General features: G+C 46.7%; 16 protein-coding genes. 8 read left to right on the top strand and 8 right to left on the bottom strand.

What is annotated here, in order from left to right:
* The first annotated feature begins 127 nt into the window (after positions 1-127).
* Together nudC and hemE are read left to right on the top strand one after the other, a co-directional pair.
* The gene (nudC, locus tag PK654_RS14805; protein ID WP_271696718.1) at positions 128-922 is read left to right on the top strand and encodes an NAD(+) diphosphatase; all 795 of its coding nucleotides are present in this window, start codon (positions 128-130) and stop codon (positions 920-922) included.
* Between the two features lie 229 nt (positions 923-1,151).
* Complete coding sequence (hemE, locus tag PK654_RS14800; RefSeq protein ID WP_271696716.1) at positions 1,152-2,219, top strand: uroporphyrinogen decarboxylase; 1,068 nt, start codon at positions 1,152-1,154, stop codon at positions 2,217-2,219.
* Positions 2,220-2,299: 80 nt separating this feature from the next.
* On the opposite strand, the gene PK654_RS14795 is transcribed toward hemE, so the two are convergent.
* A complete protein-coding gene (locus tag PK654_RS14795; protein WP_271696715.1) occupies positions 2,300-2,881 on the bottom strand; it encodes a uracil-DNA glycosylase family protein in 582 nt (193 codons plus the stop codon).
* Complete coding sequence (locus tag PK654_RS14790) at positions 2,881-3,807, bottom strand: D-2-hydroxyacid dehydrogenase (protein WP_271696714.1); 927 nt, start codon at positions 3,805-3,807, stop codon at positions 2,881-2,883. The genes PK654_RS14795 and PK654_RS14790 overlap by 1 nt, the downstream gene beginning before the upstream one ends.
* 70 nt (positions 3,808-3,877) lie before the next feature.
* Between PK654_RS14790 and PK654_RS14785 the strand changes: the two genes are divergently transcribed.
* Positions 3,878-4,465, top strand: coding sequence for a YjaG family protein (locus PK654_RS14785; RefSeq protein ID WP_271696713.1), 588 nt, complete (start codon positions 3,878-3,880; stop codon positions 4,463-4,465).
* 78 nt (positions 4,466-4,543) lie between these two features.
* Here the strand turns inward: PK654_RS14785 and PK654_RS14780 are convergent, their stop codons facing one another.
* Complete coding sequence (locus tag PK654_RS14780; RefSeq protein ID WP_271696712.1) at positions 4,544-5,593, bottom strand: CNNM domain-containing protein; 1,050 nt, start codon at positions 5,591-5,593, stop codon at positions 4,544-4,546.
* A gap of 259 nt (positions 5,594-5,852) precedes the next feature.
* Here PK654_RS14780 and hupA point away from each other — a divergent pair, with 259 nt between their 5' ends.
* Together hupA and PK654_RS14770 are read left to right on the top strand one after the other, a co-directional pair.
* Positions 5,853-6,125, top strand: coding sequence for a nucleoid-associated protein HU-alpha (gene hupA, locus PK654_RS14775; RefSeq protein WP_271696711.1), 273 nt, complete (start codon positions 5,853-5,855; stop codon positions 6,123-6,125).
* Between the two features lie 41 nt (positions 6,126-6,166).
* Positions 6,167-6,865 (top strand): DUF1481 domain-containing protein, encoded by a 699-nt coding sequence (locus tag PK654_RS14770; protein ID WP_271696710.1) that lies wholly within the window; start codon positions 6,167-6,169, stop codon positions 6,863-6,865.
* 92 nt (positions 6,866-6,957) lie between these two features.
* Here PK654_RS14770 and purD read toward each other — a convergent pair whose 3' ends face one another.
* Both purD and purH read right to left on the bottom strand, forming a co-directional pair.
* Positions 6,958-8,244 carry a phosphoribosylamine--glycine ligase gene (gene purD / locus PK654_RS14765; RefSeq protein ID WP_271696709.1) on the bottom strand — a complete coding sequence of 429 codons (1,287 nt, stop codon included), beginning with the start codon at positions 8,242-8,244 and terminating at the stop codon, positions 6,958-6,960.
* A 50-nt stretch (positions 8,245-8,294) separates the two neighbouring features.
* On the bottom strand, positions 8,295-9,887 hold the full coding sequence (purH, locus tag PK654_RS14760; RefSeq protein WP_271696708.1) for a bifunctional phosphoribosylaminoimidazolecarboxamide formyltransferase/IMP cyclohydrolase: 1,593 nt from the start codon (positions 9,885-9,887) through the stop codon (positions 8,295-8,297).
* 264 nt (positions 9,888-10,151) lie between these two features.
* Here purH and zntR point away from each other — a divergent pair, with 264 nt between their 5' ends.
* The 3 genes from zntR (at position 10,152) to PK654_RS14745 (ending at position 12,070) form a co-directional block, all read left to right on the top strand.
* Positions 10,152-10,550, top strand: coding sequence for a Zn(2+)-responsive transcriptional regulator (zntR, locus tag PK654_RS14755; RefSeq protein WP_271696707.1), 399 nt, complete (start codon positions 10,152-10,154; stop codon positions 10,548-10,550).
* A gap of 100 nt (positions 10,551-10,650) precedes the next feature.
* Positions 10,651-11,430, top strand: coding sequence for a hypothetical protein (locus tag PK654_RS14750; RefSeq protein ID WP_271696706.1), 780 nt, complete (start codon positions 10,651-10,653; stop codon positions 11,428-11,430).
* Entirely contained in the window at positions 11,351-12,070 is a 720-nt protein-coding gene (locus PK654_RS14745; RefSeq protein WP_271698898.1) for a hypothetical protein, read from the top strand. The genes PK654_RS14750 and PK654_RS14745 overlap by 80 nt, the downstream gene beginning before the upstream one ends.
* 62 nt (positions 12,071-12,132) lie before the next feature.
* On the opposite strand, the gene PK654_RS14740 is transcribed toward PK654_RS14745, so the two are convergent.
* From PK654_RS14740 to PK654_RS14730, 3 genes are read right to left on the bottom strand one after another with little or no spacing between them, the layout of a single operon-like run.
* Positions 12,133-12,696 (bottom strand): hypothetical protein, encoded by a 564-nt coding sequence (locus tag PK654_RS14740; RefSeq protein ID WP_271696705.1) that lies wholly within the window; start codon positions 12,694-12,696, stop codon positions 12,133-12,135.
* The gene (locus PK654_RS14735; protein WP_271696704.1) at positions 12,693-13,238 is read right to left on the bottom strand and encodes a sigma-70 family RNA polymerase sigma factor; all 546 of its coding nucleotides are present in this window, start codon (positions 13,236-13,238) and stop codon (positions 12,693-12,695) included. Before PK654_RS14735 ends, PK654_RS14740 begins: the two co-directional genes overlap by 4 nt.
* A complete protein-coding gene (locus tag PK654_RS14730; RefSeq protein WP_271696703.1) occupies positions 13,238-14,911 on the bottom strand; it encodes a vWA domain-containing protein in 1,674 nt (557 codons plus the stop codon). The genes PK654_RS14735 and PK654_RS14730 overlap by 1 nt, the downstream gene beginning before the upstream one ends.
* Positions 14,912-14,940: the final 29 nt, after the last annotated feature.

The raw sequence follows: 14,940 nt of genomic DNA, 5'->3' as shown, positions 1-14,940 counted from the left end.
GAGTCCAAATAACGCATTGTTTTTATTATACCTGAGGTTAACATATTGAAATTGTGTATGCTCACACTCTAGTATATTTTTTAGATTGCCAGTAAATCTGGTTAACATCAAGAGAAGAGATCAAAGGATGTTAAAAAATAGTGACAAGAAAAAAAGCCAGCAAGCTTACTGGGTAATCGTTAACGGAAGTGATGTCTGGTGTCCTGAAGGCCAGATACCTTTCGGCTACGCAGAGCAGTTTGAACTTCCGGCAGACAAAGCCATTTGTGTCGGAAGCTATGACAACAAACCAGTGATGTGGTTAAACGATGCTGATATTGAACAAGAGCTTGAACTGGTTTCTCTTCGTCAGCTTCTGCTAATCGATAATGAACTGTTCTTGCTGCTTAGCAAAGCGGTGCAGTATGGTCATATGAGCCAGACGCTGCGTTTTTGCCCCCAGTGTGGCGGGCGTAATTTTCTCAACCATATTGAAATAGCCATGCAGTGCGGTGAGTGCAGGGCGATACATTACCCGCGTATATACCCATGCACCATTGTCGGGGTACATAAACGCGACAAGATTTTGCTGGCGCAGCACCCTAAACATAAAACGGGCATGTATACGGTGATTGCCGGTTTTATGGAGGTGGGAGAAACGCTGGAGCAGTGCGTGGCAAGGGAAGTGAAGGAAGAGACGGGAATAGAGATAAAGAATATCCGTTACTTTGCCAGCCAGCCATGGGCATTTCCGTCCAGCATGATGGTGGGTTATCTGGCTGAGTATGATTCAGGTGAAATCAAAGTTGATCCAACGGAGCTGAATGACGCCAGATGGTTTGATGTTGATGAATTACCGGAAGTTGCACCTGAGGGAACCATTGCCAGATCCATTATCGACCAGCTGGTGGCGGAAATCAGGGCAAAAAAAACCCTCCGGTAAGGGAGGGGGTAAGTAAGATGTCGTTATGAGATGTCCGGGTAATCTTTTACCCGAATTATTATTGTTTTCGCTAGCGGGACAAATTTTTACACAGCTGAGCTGTGCGAGGCAAAAATAATACGAATTAAAAACTTGAGAACATGATCTAGGGCTCAAAGCACGGCTAACGAAGTGTTGAAAGAGTGTTAAACTACTAGCCCTCTCCAGAAAGTAACAATGGAAAAACGGAATGACCGAATTAAAGAATGATCGCTATTTACGTGCCCTATTAAAACAACCCGTGGACTACACACCGGTTTGGATGATGCGTCAGGCTGGCCGCTATCTGCCAGAGTACAGAGAGACCAGAAGTCAGGCTGGTGACTTTATGTCTCTGTGCAAAAATGCTGAACTTGCTTCTGAAGTCACCATTCAGCCTTTACGTCGTTTTCCTCTGGATGCTGCCATTCTGTTTTCTGATATTTTAACCATCCCGGATGCGATGGGACTTGGCCTGCGTTTCGAAGCTGGCGAGGGTCCTAAGTTTGACCGCCCAATCACCTGTAAAGCTGATGTTGATAAGATTGGCCTGCCGGATCCTGAAGGTGAACTGCAATATGTAATGAATGCTGTACGTCAGATTCGCAAAGATCTTAAGGGTGAAGTGCCTCTTATCGGTTTCTCCGGCAGCCCTTGGACACTGGCAACCTATATGGTTGAAGGTGGTAGCTCAAAAGCCTTCACTAAAATCAAAAAGATGATGTACGCAGAACCGGCAACGCTACACGCACTGCTGGATAAACTGGCGGACAGTGTTATTGAATATCTTAACGCACAGATTAAAGCCGGTGCTCAGTCTGTAATGGTGTTCGATACATGGGGTGGTGTACTTACTCCGCGTGATTACAACCTGTTCTCCCTGCAATATATGCACAAAATCGTTGATGGATTAATCCGTGAAAACGATGGCCGTCGTGTACCTGTTACTCTGTTCACTAAGAATGGCGGAATGTGGCTTGAGCAGATTGCTGCGACAGGTTGTGATGCTGTTGGTCTGGACTGGACTATCAATATTCAGGATGCAGTGAAGCGCGTAGGCGATAAAGTTGCCCTGCAGGGTAATATGGATCCGTCAATGCTATATGCGTCTCCAGAACGTATTCGTGAAGAGGTAGCCACTATCCTTGAAGGCTTTGGTGATGCAGGAACTGGTCATGTATTTAACCTGGGCCACGGTATCCATCTGGATGTGCCGCCTGAGAATGCTGGTGTGTTTGTTGAAGCGGTACATGAGCTGTCAAAGCCATACCATAAGTAAACATTCGCCATAAAATTATGAAAACGCCGGAGTTGAAAAGCTTCGGCGTTTTTTTATTGGCTAAATAACCGCTTTTGTTATCAGGAACCGTTATTTAGCAGTTTTTGTACTTGGTTTTGAATATAGGGAACCGCCTGTTGTTCAAACCATGGGTTTCTTCTCAGCCACAAAGTATTGCGAGGTGAAGGGTGAGGTAAAGGGATATAGCCCGGCGCCCAGTTTTGCCAGTTTTGAACGGTTTCAGTCAGGGTAGAAGGTTTATCCTTAAGGTAGTAGTTCTGCGAATACTGGCCGATTAATAGTGTCAGCTCAATATTGGGCATGGCCTCAAGCAGAGCTTTATGCCATAAGGGGGCACACTCTTTTCTGGGCGGCAGGTCACCGCTTTTGCCTTTTCCGGGATAACAAAAGCCCATCGGCATAATGGCAATTTGCTTCTGGTCATAGAAAGTCTGTTTATCAATGGCCAGCCACTGGCGTAGCCTGTCACCGCTCGGATCATTCCACGGTACTGAGGTTTCATGTACCCGCCTTCCGGGAGCCTGCCCTATGATTAATAACCGGGCATCTGAATGGGCCTGGACCACAGGGTTAGCCCCTAGTTCTAATTCAGGCTCACAAACACGGCACTGACCTATTGAGCTAAGCAGATCGGACAGCATCAATAGCCCTTATCGAAATCGATACGGTTTTTTAATTGAAAGCCATCACGCCACAACAGGTAGTTCTCTCTGAAAATATCAAACACCAGTTCAGGAAAACTGTTGGCAGCAATATGCGGGGTAACCGTTACATTTGGGTTATGCCAGTATGGACACTGCTGAGAAATAGGCTCATTGATAAACACATCCAGATAGGCGTGTTTTACTGAGCCATTTCTAAGAGCTTCCAGCAGATCATCCGTAACCACGGCATCGCCTCTGCCGACGTTAAAAAACAGCACCTCACGACAGTGAGAAAACAGTTGTTGATTATAGATGCCGGTCGTCAGATCGGTTTTCGGCAGGGTTGAAACCAGTATGTCAGCGCGGGAAAGCTGAGAGTGAAGCTGTTCAATATGCAGAACTTCGCTAAAAGCACTCTGCTTAGGGGGGATACCTGTGCGGTTGACGCCGACAGTATGTACTCCGAATGCCGCCGCTGTTTTTGCCAGATAATTTCCGATAGAGCCGGTCCCCATAATAAACATGCATTTATTATTGATAGTGCGGTATCTGTGAGGTTGCCAGATCTTGTCCTGCTGTTGAGACTTATAGCGGCTCCAGTGGCGGAAATGTTCTATGGTGTAGCCGAGCACATACTCTGCGATCTGAGGGCCGAAAATACCTTTTACATTGGTCAGCTCATAATCCTGATTGAGCCCCGGTTCCATCAGGGCATCCACTCCGGCATACATGGATTGTACCCACTCCAGTTGAGTAAAAGAGTCCAGAATACCGGCTACTTTCGGTGGCGAGGCGAGCAGTATATTGGCTTCATGGCTGTTTTCTGTCAGTTGCAAATCCGGCAGTCCTGCCTGATTAATCAGCTGATGAAACTCCTCATCATATTCGGTGATTATTTTTACTTTATTGGTGAAATTATCCATATGCTTTCTTTTTTCCCGTGCTCGAATCAAGTACACTTCCGCTGTCTTAATCATCAACCTCAGAGTCCCTATGTTACAGAATCCTCTTCAAGTTCGCCTTGAGAAATTTGAGCCGTGGCAGCAAATCACTTTTATGGCATCACTGTGTGAGCGCATGTATCCAAATTACGCTATGTTCTGTGATGCGACGGACTTTGCAGAATCCCGTATTTACAGAGATATTCTGGACAGCATCTGGGAACTTCTGACGGTAAAAAACGCCAAGATTAACTTTGAGCGTCAGCTTGAAAAGCTGGAAGAGATTATTCCAAGCTCAGAAGATTATGACTTTTATGCTGTTTATCCTGCCATTGATGCCTGTATTGCTCTTTCAACTCTGCTGCACGGTCTGTTGGACAGAGACTACTTGTTTGAAAATATGATTAAAATAAGCCAGCAGTCAGTGCTGACGGTTGCTCAACTGGAAGAAGCGCAGACAGGAGCAGAGATTACCAACGACAATCAGAAAGAGAATGAAGCAGTTTGCGCTGAGTGGGATGTTCAGTGGGCGATATTCCGCCCGTTAAGAGAAGCAACAGAAAGAGATATAGATCTTATCAAAGATCTGCGTGCAGAGCTTCGAGATGAGGCTATCAGCAATATTGGTGTTGAAATCTAGCCGTTAAAAAAACACTGAGGCGACATAAGTTGCCTCAGCGTAAACTCTCAGCAAGTTCCGCCCTGTAAACGGAAGCGCCTACTCCTTACTTTCTTTTACATCATGGGTCTGCTTCCAGCGCTCCCATCGCTGGTAAGCCAACTGCTGCATATCCGTAGCGTGGTCGGCTTCGTCCACTATCTCTTCTCCCAGCAAATATTCGAAAATATCTTCCAGTGTGACTATTCCCTGAATGGTGCCGTATTCGTCGACGATCAGCACCAACTGCAGGCGATTTTTCATCATATGGTCAAAGGCTTTAGGCAGATTAATGTTGTTTAGCAGCACATTGATAGGGCGCATAACCGCCCCAAGTTGCTTTTCGCCACAGCCAGACTGTTGCAATTTAAACAGCTCAAGGCGGTGAACAAAGCCGATAATATTGTCTTTCTGCTGACTATAAATTAGTGGTCTGGAGAACGGAATATCATGGTTGTCCTGAAGAAATTGGTTGATGGTCTGTTCCGCTTCCACCCTGAATACTACAGGGCGTGGTGTCATGACCTGAGTAACAGGAACATTTCTGATACTCAGCAGGTTACTCAGAATACGGGACTCTTCTTCATTAATTTCGCCACTCTCATGAGCCAGCATGGCCATAGCCGAGATCTCATCCCTGAGCTTTGGCGGCGTGTGTCCGTGAGCCAGACGCTTAGTAATCTGTTCAGATGCCCATACAAATGGTGTCAGTGCCCAGATCATCCACTTCAGAACCGCCGCAGCGGCTGGTGCTAACTGACGCCAGTAGGTTGCCCCAATGGTTTTAGGCACAATTTCTGAGAGCAGCAAAATGCCTAAAGTGAGTAGGGCTGAAAACAGCCCCAGCCACTGGCTGCCAAAAACATGTGCGGCTTGTGCGCCGGCTCCGGCTGCGCCGATAGTATGGGCAATGGTATTCAGGGTAAGAATCGATGCCAGTGGCCTGTCGATATCTTCTTTAAGGCGTGATAGTTTCGCCGCCGAAGGGTGATTATTCTGCCTTAACTGAGCCAGATAGCTGGGGGTAATACTCAACAAAACGGCTTCCAGAACCGAGCAGATAAATGACACCCCGATGGATAAGGAGATATAGAAAGTTAATAGCAGCATAAAATTTTTACTAAGATAGTCGGTTAAATAAACACATATTGGAGCGATAACTCCTGCCTTATCCACTGTATTTACTGGATTTCAGCGTTTTAAAGCCCCCCTATATCTACTGATATTAACAGCAAATTGTGAGTTAATGCCCATAATCAGTGTAAAAGTTGTTCTTTTAACGGAAAGATGCCAGTCAAACCTTTGCCAGACGGGGGGTTTATGCATTAGAGTGGGTTAGATTTCGATAACACATGAGAAGGGAAACCTAATGAACAAGACCCAATTAATCGACTTTATCGCTGAGAAGGCGGATCTATCTAAAGCTCAGGCTAAATCTGCACTTGAAGCGACTCTTGAGAGTGTTACTGAGACACTAAAAGAGGGTGACCAAGTTCAACTAATTGGTTTTGGTACTTTTAAAGTAAACCATCGCGCAGCTCGCACAGGTCGTAACCCTAAAACAGGCGAAGAGATCCAAATTGCAGCAGCAAACGTACCAGCATTTGTTGCAGGTAAAGCACTGAAAGATTCAGTGAAGTAATATAGTACGCCGGACTTTACCGTCCGGCGTGGTTCCTGACAATGAAAACAAAAACACTTACCCTCCTGCTTAGCGCCCTTCTATTCGGTTGTTCCTCTCAACCCTCTACAGATGCTGACAATCGTTTTCAGAATATGAGTGGCGGCCAGTCCGTAGGTGACGCGACCAGCTTCTACTGGTATAGCGAGGAGTTGGAATACCCATATTCAGCTGCCGATTATGTCGATTCAGGCAAGCATGGCTGGTATTTTTCTGATTATCGTTGGCGTGATGGTGTGGTGCGGGAAATTGTTCGTCAGGGCGAGCAACTAGAAGAAAAAAATGGCTTAGTTCCGTTTAAAATCCACCTGAGGTTTAATCAGAGTGGAGAGGCAGTTTACCAACAATACCGGCTTGATGGTAAGGTGCTTCCTATGCAGCCTCAGCAGATTACTATGGTGCAAAATAGTGCTGAGTCCATAAAAAATACGGTTAAAAAACAACACGCTAAAGGGCAGCGATTGATTCAGGGCTATTGGGATGGTAAAGGATTCAGAACCTGTTCAGGAGAAACTTACCAGAATGTCGAATTTAATCAGATTTTGCCTGACTTTGTCGTGAACCGTTTAGCTAACCTCGACAGTTATGCCGCTTTTTTAGGGACCACATCGCCTTCTAAGCTGGTGGTGCAGGATCTCTATATGCTTGAAGAGGATAGTGTGGATTGTGTTAATCGTCCGTTGCTGATCACGGAAGAATAACTGGCTGCGCGATCAAGTTGTTAAACAGACAAAGAGTCAATGAGAAAAGGCACTGTAGTAGTGCCTTTTTTGTCTGCCACGCAATGTTGCGGTTAGCTATTTTCGCGCTCTATGGCTCTGTAACCAATATCTTTACGATAGAACATACCATTCCAGTTAATTGCTTCTGCAAGCTGGTAGGCGCTTCTCTGAGCTTCTGAGACGCTATTTCCTAGGGCGGTTGCACAAAGTACCCGGCCACCGTTAGTCACAACCTGGTTATCCTTAATGGTTGTTCCTGCATGAAACACCTGCTTATCTGCTGAGCCTGTTTCAGCAAGCCCTGAGATAGTATCGCCTTTCTGGTAAGACGCCGGGTAGCCGCCGGCTGCGAGAACAACACCTACGGCTGCTCTTGAGTCCCAGTCAGACGAGCATTGATCCAGCTCTTGTCTGACAGCACTGAGGCAGAGATCAACCAAGTCAGATTTCATTCGCATCATAATTGGCTGAGTTTCCGGATCACCAAAGCGGCAGTTGTACTCAATCACTTTAGGAGTGCCGGACTCATCAATCATCAGGCCTGCATAGAGAAAGCCGGTATAAGGAGCGCCCTCGGCTGCCATTCCTTCAACGGTCGGATAAATCACTTCATTCATGATTCTGTCATGGATCTCGGCGGTAACGACAGGAGCAGGAGAGTAGGCGCCCATACCTCCGGTATTCGGCCCGCTGTCACCATCACCTACACGTTTGTGATCCTGACTGGTGGCCATAGGCAGAACATTTTTACCGTCTACCATAACAATAAAGCTGGCCTCTTCTCCACTAAGAAACTCTTCTATCACCACACGGCTGCCGGCATCACCAAAGGCGTTATCGGCCAGCATGTCTTTGATAGCGGCTTCAGCTTCTTCCAGCGTCATTGCGACGATAACGCCTTTACCTGCGGCTAGACCATCTGCTTTAACTACAATAGGTGCGCCTTGCTGCCGGACATAGGCAAGAGCCGGCTCAATCTCGGTGAAATTAGCGTAGCTTCCGGTAGGGATATTGTGGCGGTCAAGAAAGTCCTTGGTAAAGGCCTTAGAGCCTTCCAGTTGTGCTGCGGCTTTTGTCGGGCCAAAGATGGCTAGTCCGGCATCACGGAAAGCATCGACCACACCAATCACCAGAGGGGCTTCAGGGCCGACAATGGTCAGTTCGATCTGATTGTTTTTGGCGAACTCAACCAGAGAGGAAATATCTTCTACCTCAATAGCGACATTGCGGACACCGGGTTCTATTGCTGTACCGGCATTACCTGGCGCAACATAAACGGTTTCAACTTCAGGGTTTTGTGCGGCCTTCCAGGCCAATGCGTGTTCACGACCACCAGAACCGATAATTAACACTTGCATAGTAAGTTCCTTAATACATAAAAAAGAGGTGCCTTAGCACCTCTCAAAAGTTAGTGACGGAAATGACGCATTCCGGTAAAGATCATTGCCATACCGTGCTCATCGGCTGCATTAATCACTTCCTGATCCCGCATGGAACCGCCCGGCTGAATAACACATTTAATACCCGCTTCGGCAGCGGCATCAATACCATCACGGAACGGGAAGAATGCATCAGATGCCATAACACAGCCAGCCACTTCCAACCCTTCGTCTGCGGCTTTAATACCAGCGATTTTGGCTGAGTAAACCCGACTCATCTGGCCGGCACCTACGCCGATTGTCATATCATTTTTGGCGTATACAATGGCATTGGATTTCACAAACTTAGCCACCTTCCAGCAGAATAGGGCGTCTTTCAGCTCCTCTTCACTTGGCTGACGCTTAGAAACCACTTTCAGATCCGACAGTGAAACCATGCCCTGATCGCGATCCTGAACCAGTAGTCCGCCGTTCACGCGTTTAACGTCAAAGCCGGATGTCTTTTCTGACCACTGGCCACACTCTAGCAGGCGAACGTTTTTCTTTGCAGCAACGATGGCAAGAGCTTCTTCGGCAACAGATGGTGCGATAATGACCTCAACAAACTGTCTTTCAACAATAGCTTGTGCCGTTTCAGCATCCAGCTCGCGGTTAAAGGCGATAATACCGCCGAAAGCGGAAGTCGGGTCTGTCTGGTAAGCGCGGTTATAGGCTTCCAGAGTGTCTTTTCCTAAAGCCACTCCACATGGGTTAGCGTGTTTAACGATGACACAGGCTGGCTCTGAAAACTCTTTTACGCACTCAAGGGCAGCATCGGTATCAGCGATGTTGTTATAAGAGAGGGCTTTACCCTGAAGCTGACGTGCTGTGGCAACTGATGCTTCCTCAGGATTTGACTCAACATAAAAAGCGGCAGCCTGATGGCTGTTCTCGCCGTAGCGCATATCCTGCTTTTTCTCGAACTGCTGATTGAAAGTACGCGGGAACTTGGACTCTTCATCGCCTTCTTTGTTCTCGCCGTAAGATGGAACCATGGTGCCGAAGTAGTTGGCAATCATGCCGTCATAAGCCGCGGTGTGCTCAAAAGCAGAGATAGCAAGGTCAAAGCGGGTTTTCAGGCTAAGAGAGTTCTGATTGTTGTTCATCTCTTCCAACACCCGGCCATAGTCTGAAGCGTTGACCACAATAGTTACATCTTTGTGGTTTTTAGCTGCACTACGAACCATTGTCGGGCCACCGATATCGATGTTTTCTACCGCATCTTCCAGTGTGCAACCTTCTTTTGCTACGGTTTCAGCAAACGGGTAGAGGTTGACGACAACCATGTCAATTGGGTTAATGCCATGCTGTTCCATTACACTATCATCCTGACCTCTGCGGCCAAGTACCCCGCCATGAACTTTTGGATGTAATGTTTTTACCCGGCCATCCATCATCTCAGGAAATCCGGTATAGTCAGAAACTTCTGTTACCGGGATTCCCTGCTCAGCCAGAAGGCGGGCCGTGCCTCCGGTAGAGAGAATATCAACACCTCGCTCAGAAAGAGACTGAGCAAACTCAACAATTCCAGTTTTATCTGAGACGCTAATCAATGCGCGGCGAATAGGGCGGGCGTTATTCATTACTTCCATTTTCCTTAAGTTCCGGGTAGATAAAGATTTTTGCCAAACAGGTCTTACTTACTTTATTAATTGACGTTAAGCTCACATCATGTAGAAGAAAAGAGCTTTTGGCAAAGACCTTATGATGTGTACCCCAATAGAGGTTGTTTTTTCTGGCGCACATTCTAACTAAATTGTTTGCAAAATGCTCGCGCAATCGATTGCTATCGCAAAAATAATTCAATTTTGCATGTTTGTAGCTAACTCATATTAATGGGAGAAGCAATGTACTTAATAGGTGAACTGGCCAAACTGGCCGGGATCAGTGTTGATACGCTGCGGTTTTATGAGAAAAATGGACTTATTGTGCCAAAGGGGCGTAGTGAGTCGGGATATCGTATTTATGACCAGAATAGTGTGGAGCAGGTTAAGTTCATCTTAAATGCAAAGCAGTTAGGACTTTCTCTTGATGAAATAAAAGAACTGCTTGAGATTCGTCTTGAAGCCACCCAGCACAGTTGTGCTGAAGTAAAAGCGATTACCAGTGCGAAACTGAGCATGATTGATGAGAAAATTGCTGAATTGACCAAGATCCGAAATGCCCTTAAAAAGCTGAACGATGCCTGCTGTGGGCATAGTGAAGATAACGCCAGCCACTGCTCTATACTCGAAGCCCTGAAATAAAGTCACACAAGCTCAGGAAATTGAGACAAGTGACTATAATTTAGTTAGCGGTTCACATAAGATCAGGCTAATTTTTTAATCCACAACAGAGGCGCTGACATTGAGTGCTAAATACACCTATTTTGCGTGGCAAACCCAGCTTTCCAATCCGACAGAAAAACTGATTCTGTTGCTTTTGTCAGATTATGCCAATGAGAACGGCATCAGTTCTGTCTGCCTGCAAGAGGTGTGTCAGATGTGTTCCCTGACAGAGTTTGGTATGGCGAATCACCTTACCGCTTTAGCTGAGCAGGGCTATATCGAAAGAGTGCGCAGAGACGGGAATGGTCAGCAGGAAGTATTCACTTTTCGCCTGCTGTTTACTCAGCCTGTGCCTCAGGCGGTGAATCAGGTGTCTGATATGCTGCCTGCTGAGCAGAGTTACTCCCAGCCGGCGGAAGCGGAAGTGAATCGTTCTATACCGGTTTATAGTATGAGAGAGCAGGGTAACGCACCGTTCCCTTCCGGTTCACAGTATGTCGCCGGAAAGCGTAGCGAAGGCAATGCTATCTCGACTTATGATTTGGATGAAAATAGCATTCCCGACTGGGCAGAGCGGGCATTCCGTTTTTCCGGTATCGCCAATGACCACGCTGTAGTGTGGCGTAATTTTGTTATGCATCATAAAGCCCGGGCCAATGAGTTAATGACAATATCAAGAATTGAGTCCAAGCTTCAAAACTGGCTAACTAACGAGAAGAGATATGAAAGGCAAACCAGCAGATCAACAGCTCCGGGAGATGGAGGAAAAGCTAAAGCAACTGGGTATCAACAGAAGCTTAGCCCATCTGAGCGTTTCAGGCAGCAAGTCATCCAGAAAGGACACAAACCAAGGTTCTGAGGAAGTTGTTGCCGCGCCGGTGAATGAACCGGCAGGATCTATGGTAGCAACCGTGCAGGCAGAAGCCATGCCTGTTGTAGAGGTCACCGGTGAACTGACGGACTGGTGCATCAGTGTGTTTGGTACTCTCTTCTCCATTTATGAATCTAAATGGGAACATGTCCACGGCAGCGAGCCTAATACTAAGTTTATTCTGTTTACTGAGAATTTGACTCAGGCCGATTTTGACAGGCTGTTACGTCACTGCCGTGAGAGGATTCAGCGCGGAGAGTACTGGCCTCCGTCAACGGGTGAGTTGCAGGTTTTAAGCAAAGAGCTGACTACCGAAGAGCGTATGGATAGCCGCGTCCGGGTATTGAGCCGTTCGCCTGCCAATGAGATTGAAAAATGGCTGGTACAGAATAAGCTCTATGAACTAAAAAGGGTGCCGGAGTATAAGCTGGATGAGCTGTTTAAGCGTTACTATCTGGAAGCGAAGAGCTTACAGGAGAGGGGAATGCTGGTTACTGAGTTTCAGGACAATTTGCTGGCACAGCATTCAGTTAAAAATATGAATGATCTGAAACGTGAAGAGTATATCCAAAGTCATGGCTCCGCGCTAAACCCGAGAATTCAGAAGATTCTAGATAGTAAAAAATAATCTTGTATCAGCGTAAATTTCAGCCTTGTCTGTAATCAGACAAGGCTAAGTTGTTCAAATGGCTACTTCTGCTGAAGTTCTATTAACCTCTGCGGGAGCTTAGTCTTTAGTTCCGGTTGTTCAGAAAGTATCTTATCTAACAAGGCTTTTGCCTTCTCAGTCTCGCCGCTATCCAGAAGTTTATAAACCTCTTGCCATCGTTCTTCTTCCTGAGCATTGCTGTTTGGTACTATAGCTTGCGGAGTTACAGACTCAGCCGCCGGAATGGCTTTGTATTCGAACTGTGGCATTGCCGGGCTGGAAAGCTGCTCATTTTCTGTCAGCGCTTCACGTGACTTTTTCATCAGAGCTTTAGGCTGAGGAGAAGCCATATCCTGCTGCATCAGTTCAACCGAATCTGACAGGGGCTCAATACCTGCCTCTTGCCATTGCCAGGGAGAGAGTAGCGCAATAAAACAGAGAGAGGCAGCCAGACCTAAATAAGGCCACCATCTATAACGGTCTGTTTGTTTGCTTTGTGATGCTGCATAGCTAAGGATTTTCTTATCCAGTTCTTCAGAAGGTGACTCATTTACTTCCTTACGGAAAAGCTCAAGCAGCTTTTGATCATCAATAGGCTTTTTCATATTTCTGCTCCGAGTTTCCTTGTCAGGCAGTCACGCAACTGTTGCATGGCGTACCTTAGCCGGGTTTTTACGGCTTCTGGTTTGGCGCCGACTATGTCGCTTATTTGTACGGGACTGAAATCAGAGTTATGGCGCAACATAAAGGCTTCTTTCTGATGCAGTGGCAATTTAGACAGACAATAGCTTAAGGCCTGTGACTCCTGCTCACCGGAATCACTGTGCAGGATTTCCGGCTCTTCTGTCTGCTGCTGAAAGCTGCTTTCGGACATCTGTTTACGATACTCATCAATAAGCAAATTATGGGCTATGCGATACAGCCAGGTGGTAAATTTCGCCTCTGGCTTGTAACGCTTAGCCTGATCAATCACTTTAAACCAGACTTCCTGATACATCTCTTCCGCCCTTGCAGGGCTGGTGTTGTTGCCCTGCCGAAGAAAATAACGATACAGGGCATCTTTGTGACGGGAATAGAGTAGGGCAAAGGCGTTTTGATCACCTTTGCCAAAGGCTTCCATTAACTGTTCATCGCTCAGTTTTTCCATTAAAGGCTCTCTGCTATCTCCACCAGAGTGATAAATTCACCACGATAATTATACGGGTCATTTCCTCTGTTACTGCGGGCAATATCCGCTATCTGCCGGTAGGATAATCCATCCATATGCTTATTGTCTTTGAGCTTCTGCGCAAAGGCAGCGACTGCTGAGGCAAACTGAAAGTCTGAACTGGTGTTGCTGAAATTAGATTTAAGCTGCTCTCTTTTTACCGTTACAGAGGTACGTTGGCTGTTCTTCTCTCCGGGAAGTTTATAGCGGACTTTGATTTCAGCCAGCTCTTCAGGGTAACTGTGAGTTAGCACTGCATTCTGCTGATACTTAAGGTTATCAACTTGCCCCGTGTTTCCAGTCAGCGTCAGTTCATACAGTGCGGTGACCGTATGTCCTGCGCCAATTTCTCCGGCATCCACGGCATCGTTATTAAAATCTTCATCTTTTAGCTGGCGGTTCTGGTAGCCAATCAACCGGTACTCTTTTACTGCATCAGGGTTAAACTCAATCTGAACTTTTACGTCTGAAGCAATACTCTGCAAAGTGCCACTCATTTGTCTGGAAAGTACTTTTTTGGCTTCGTGAAGGGTATCAATATAGGCGTGATTGCCGTCGCCGATGTTCGCCAGTTGCTCCATCATGGCATCATTATAGTTTCCTCTGCCAAAGCCTAGGGTCGTGAGAGAAATACCGTTACGCTTCTCTTTTTCTACCAGCTGCTTTAAGGCATCAATGTTGGTGGTGCCGACATTAAAGTCGCCATCGGTTGCCAGAATAATACGGTTTACCCCGTCTTCGATATAGGCAGATTTTGCTTGCTGGTAGGCGAGTCTGATACCACTTTCACCATAAGTACCACCACCGGATGTCAGGCTCTTAAGCGCATTGAGGATAGCCTGCTGCTGATCGCCTTTGGTGGGTTTCAGAACCACAGATGAGTTTCCTGCATAAGTGACCAGACTGACACTGTCTTGTTCCGTCAGGTTAGCGGTAAGCAGGGAGAGGCTTCTTACCAACAGAGGCAGTTTATTGGCTTCATTCATAGAGCCGGATACATCCACCAGAAAAACCAGATTAGAGGGTTTACGCTGCGAGGCCGGAATATCATAACCCTTCATGGCAATACGTAGCAGGTGGCGCTGGCTATTCCACGGAGCTGCTGAAATTTCACTGTTGAGGGAGAAAGGCTGTGCCTTACTTTCAGGAACCTGATATTGGTAGTCAAAGTAGTTAATAAAGGCTTCTTCCCTGATGGCATCGGCAGGCGGAAGCTTACCCATATTGAGATAGCTACGGCTGTTGCTATAGCTTCCTGTGTCCACATCAATGGAAAAGGTAGACAGGGGAGCGTTTTTTACCTGAACCACGCCGTTGCTTTGCGAGGGAAGATAGTTATCCCGGTTTTCTGCCTGATAGTATCCATCTGTTACAGGTAGCGAGTGAAACTGAGCAGATCGCTTGTACTGTACAGCAGCATGTTGCACCAAGGCATCCGCCTCCATTGTGACTCTCTCTTTCACCGCGTTTTGGATGCCGCTGGCAGGTTGTTGCACATTCGCCGGTTGTTTGGTTTTTCCTGTTTGTTGTGGCGGCTGGCTCTCCTGTTTTGAACAGGCAGAAAGCAGGGCGAGAATAATGGCGCAGGTGATGGCGTTTTTAGTTGTCGTCATAGAGATAACCTTATCCTTTTCAATTGGGT

This window comes from Vibrio sp. SCSIO 43137, from assembly GCF_028201475.1.
In the GTDB taxonomy this organism is placed as follows: domain Bacteria; phylum Pseudomonadota; class Gammaproteobacteria; order Enterobacterales; family Vibrionaceae; genus Vibrio.
This window is presented reverse-complemented; position numbering and strand designations above follow the sequence as displayed.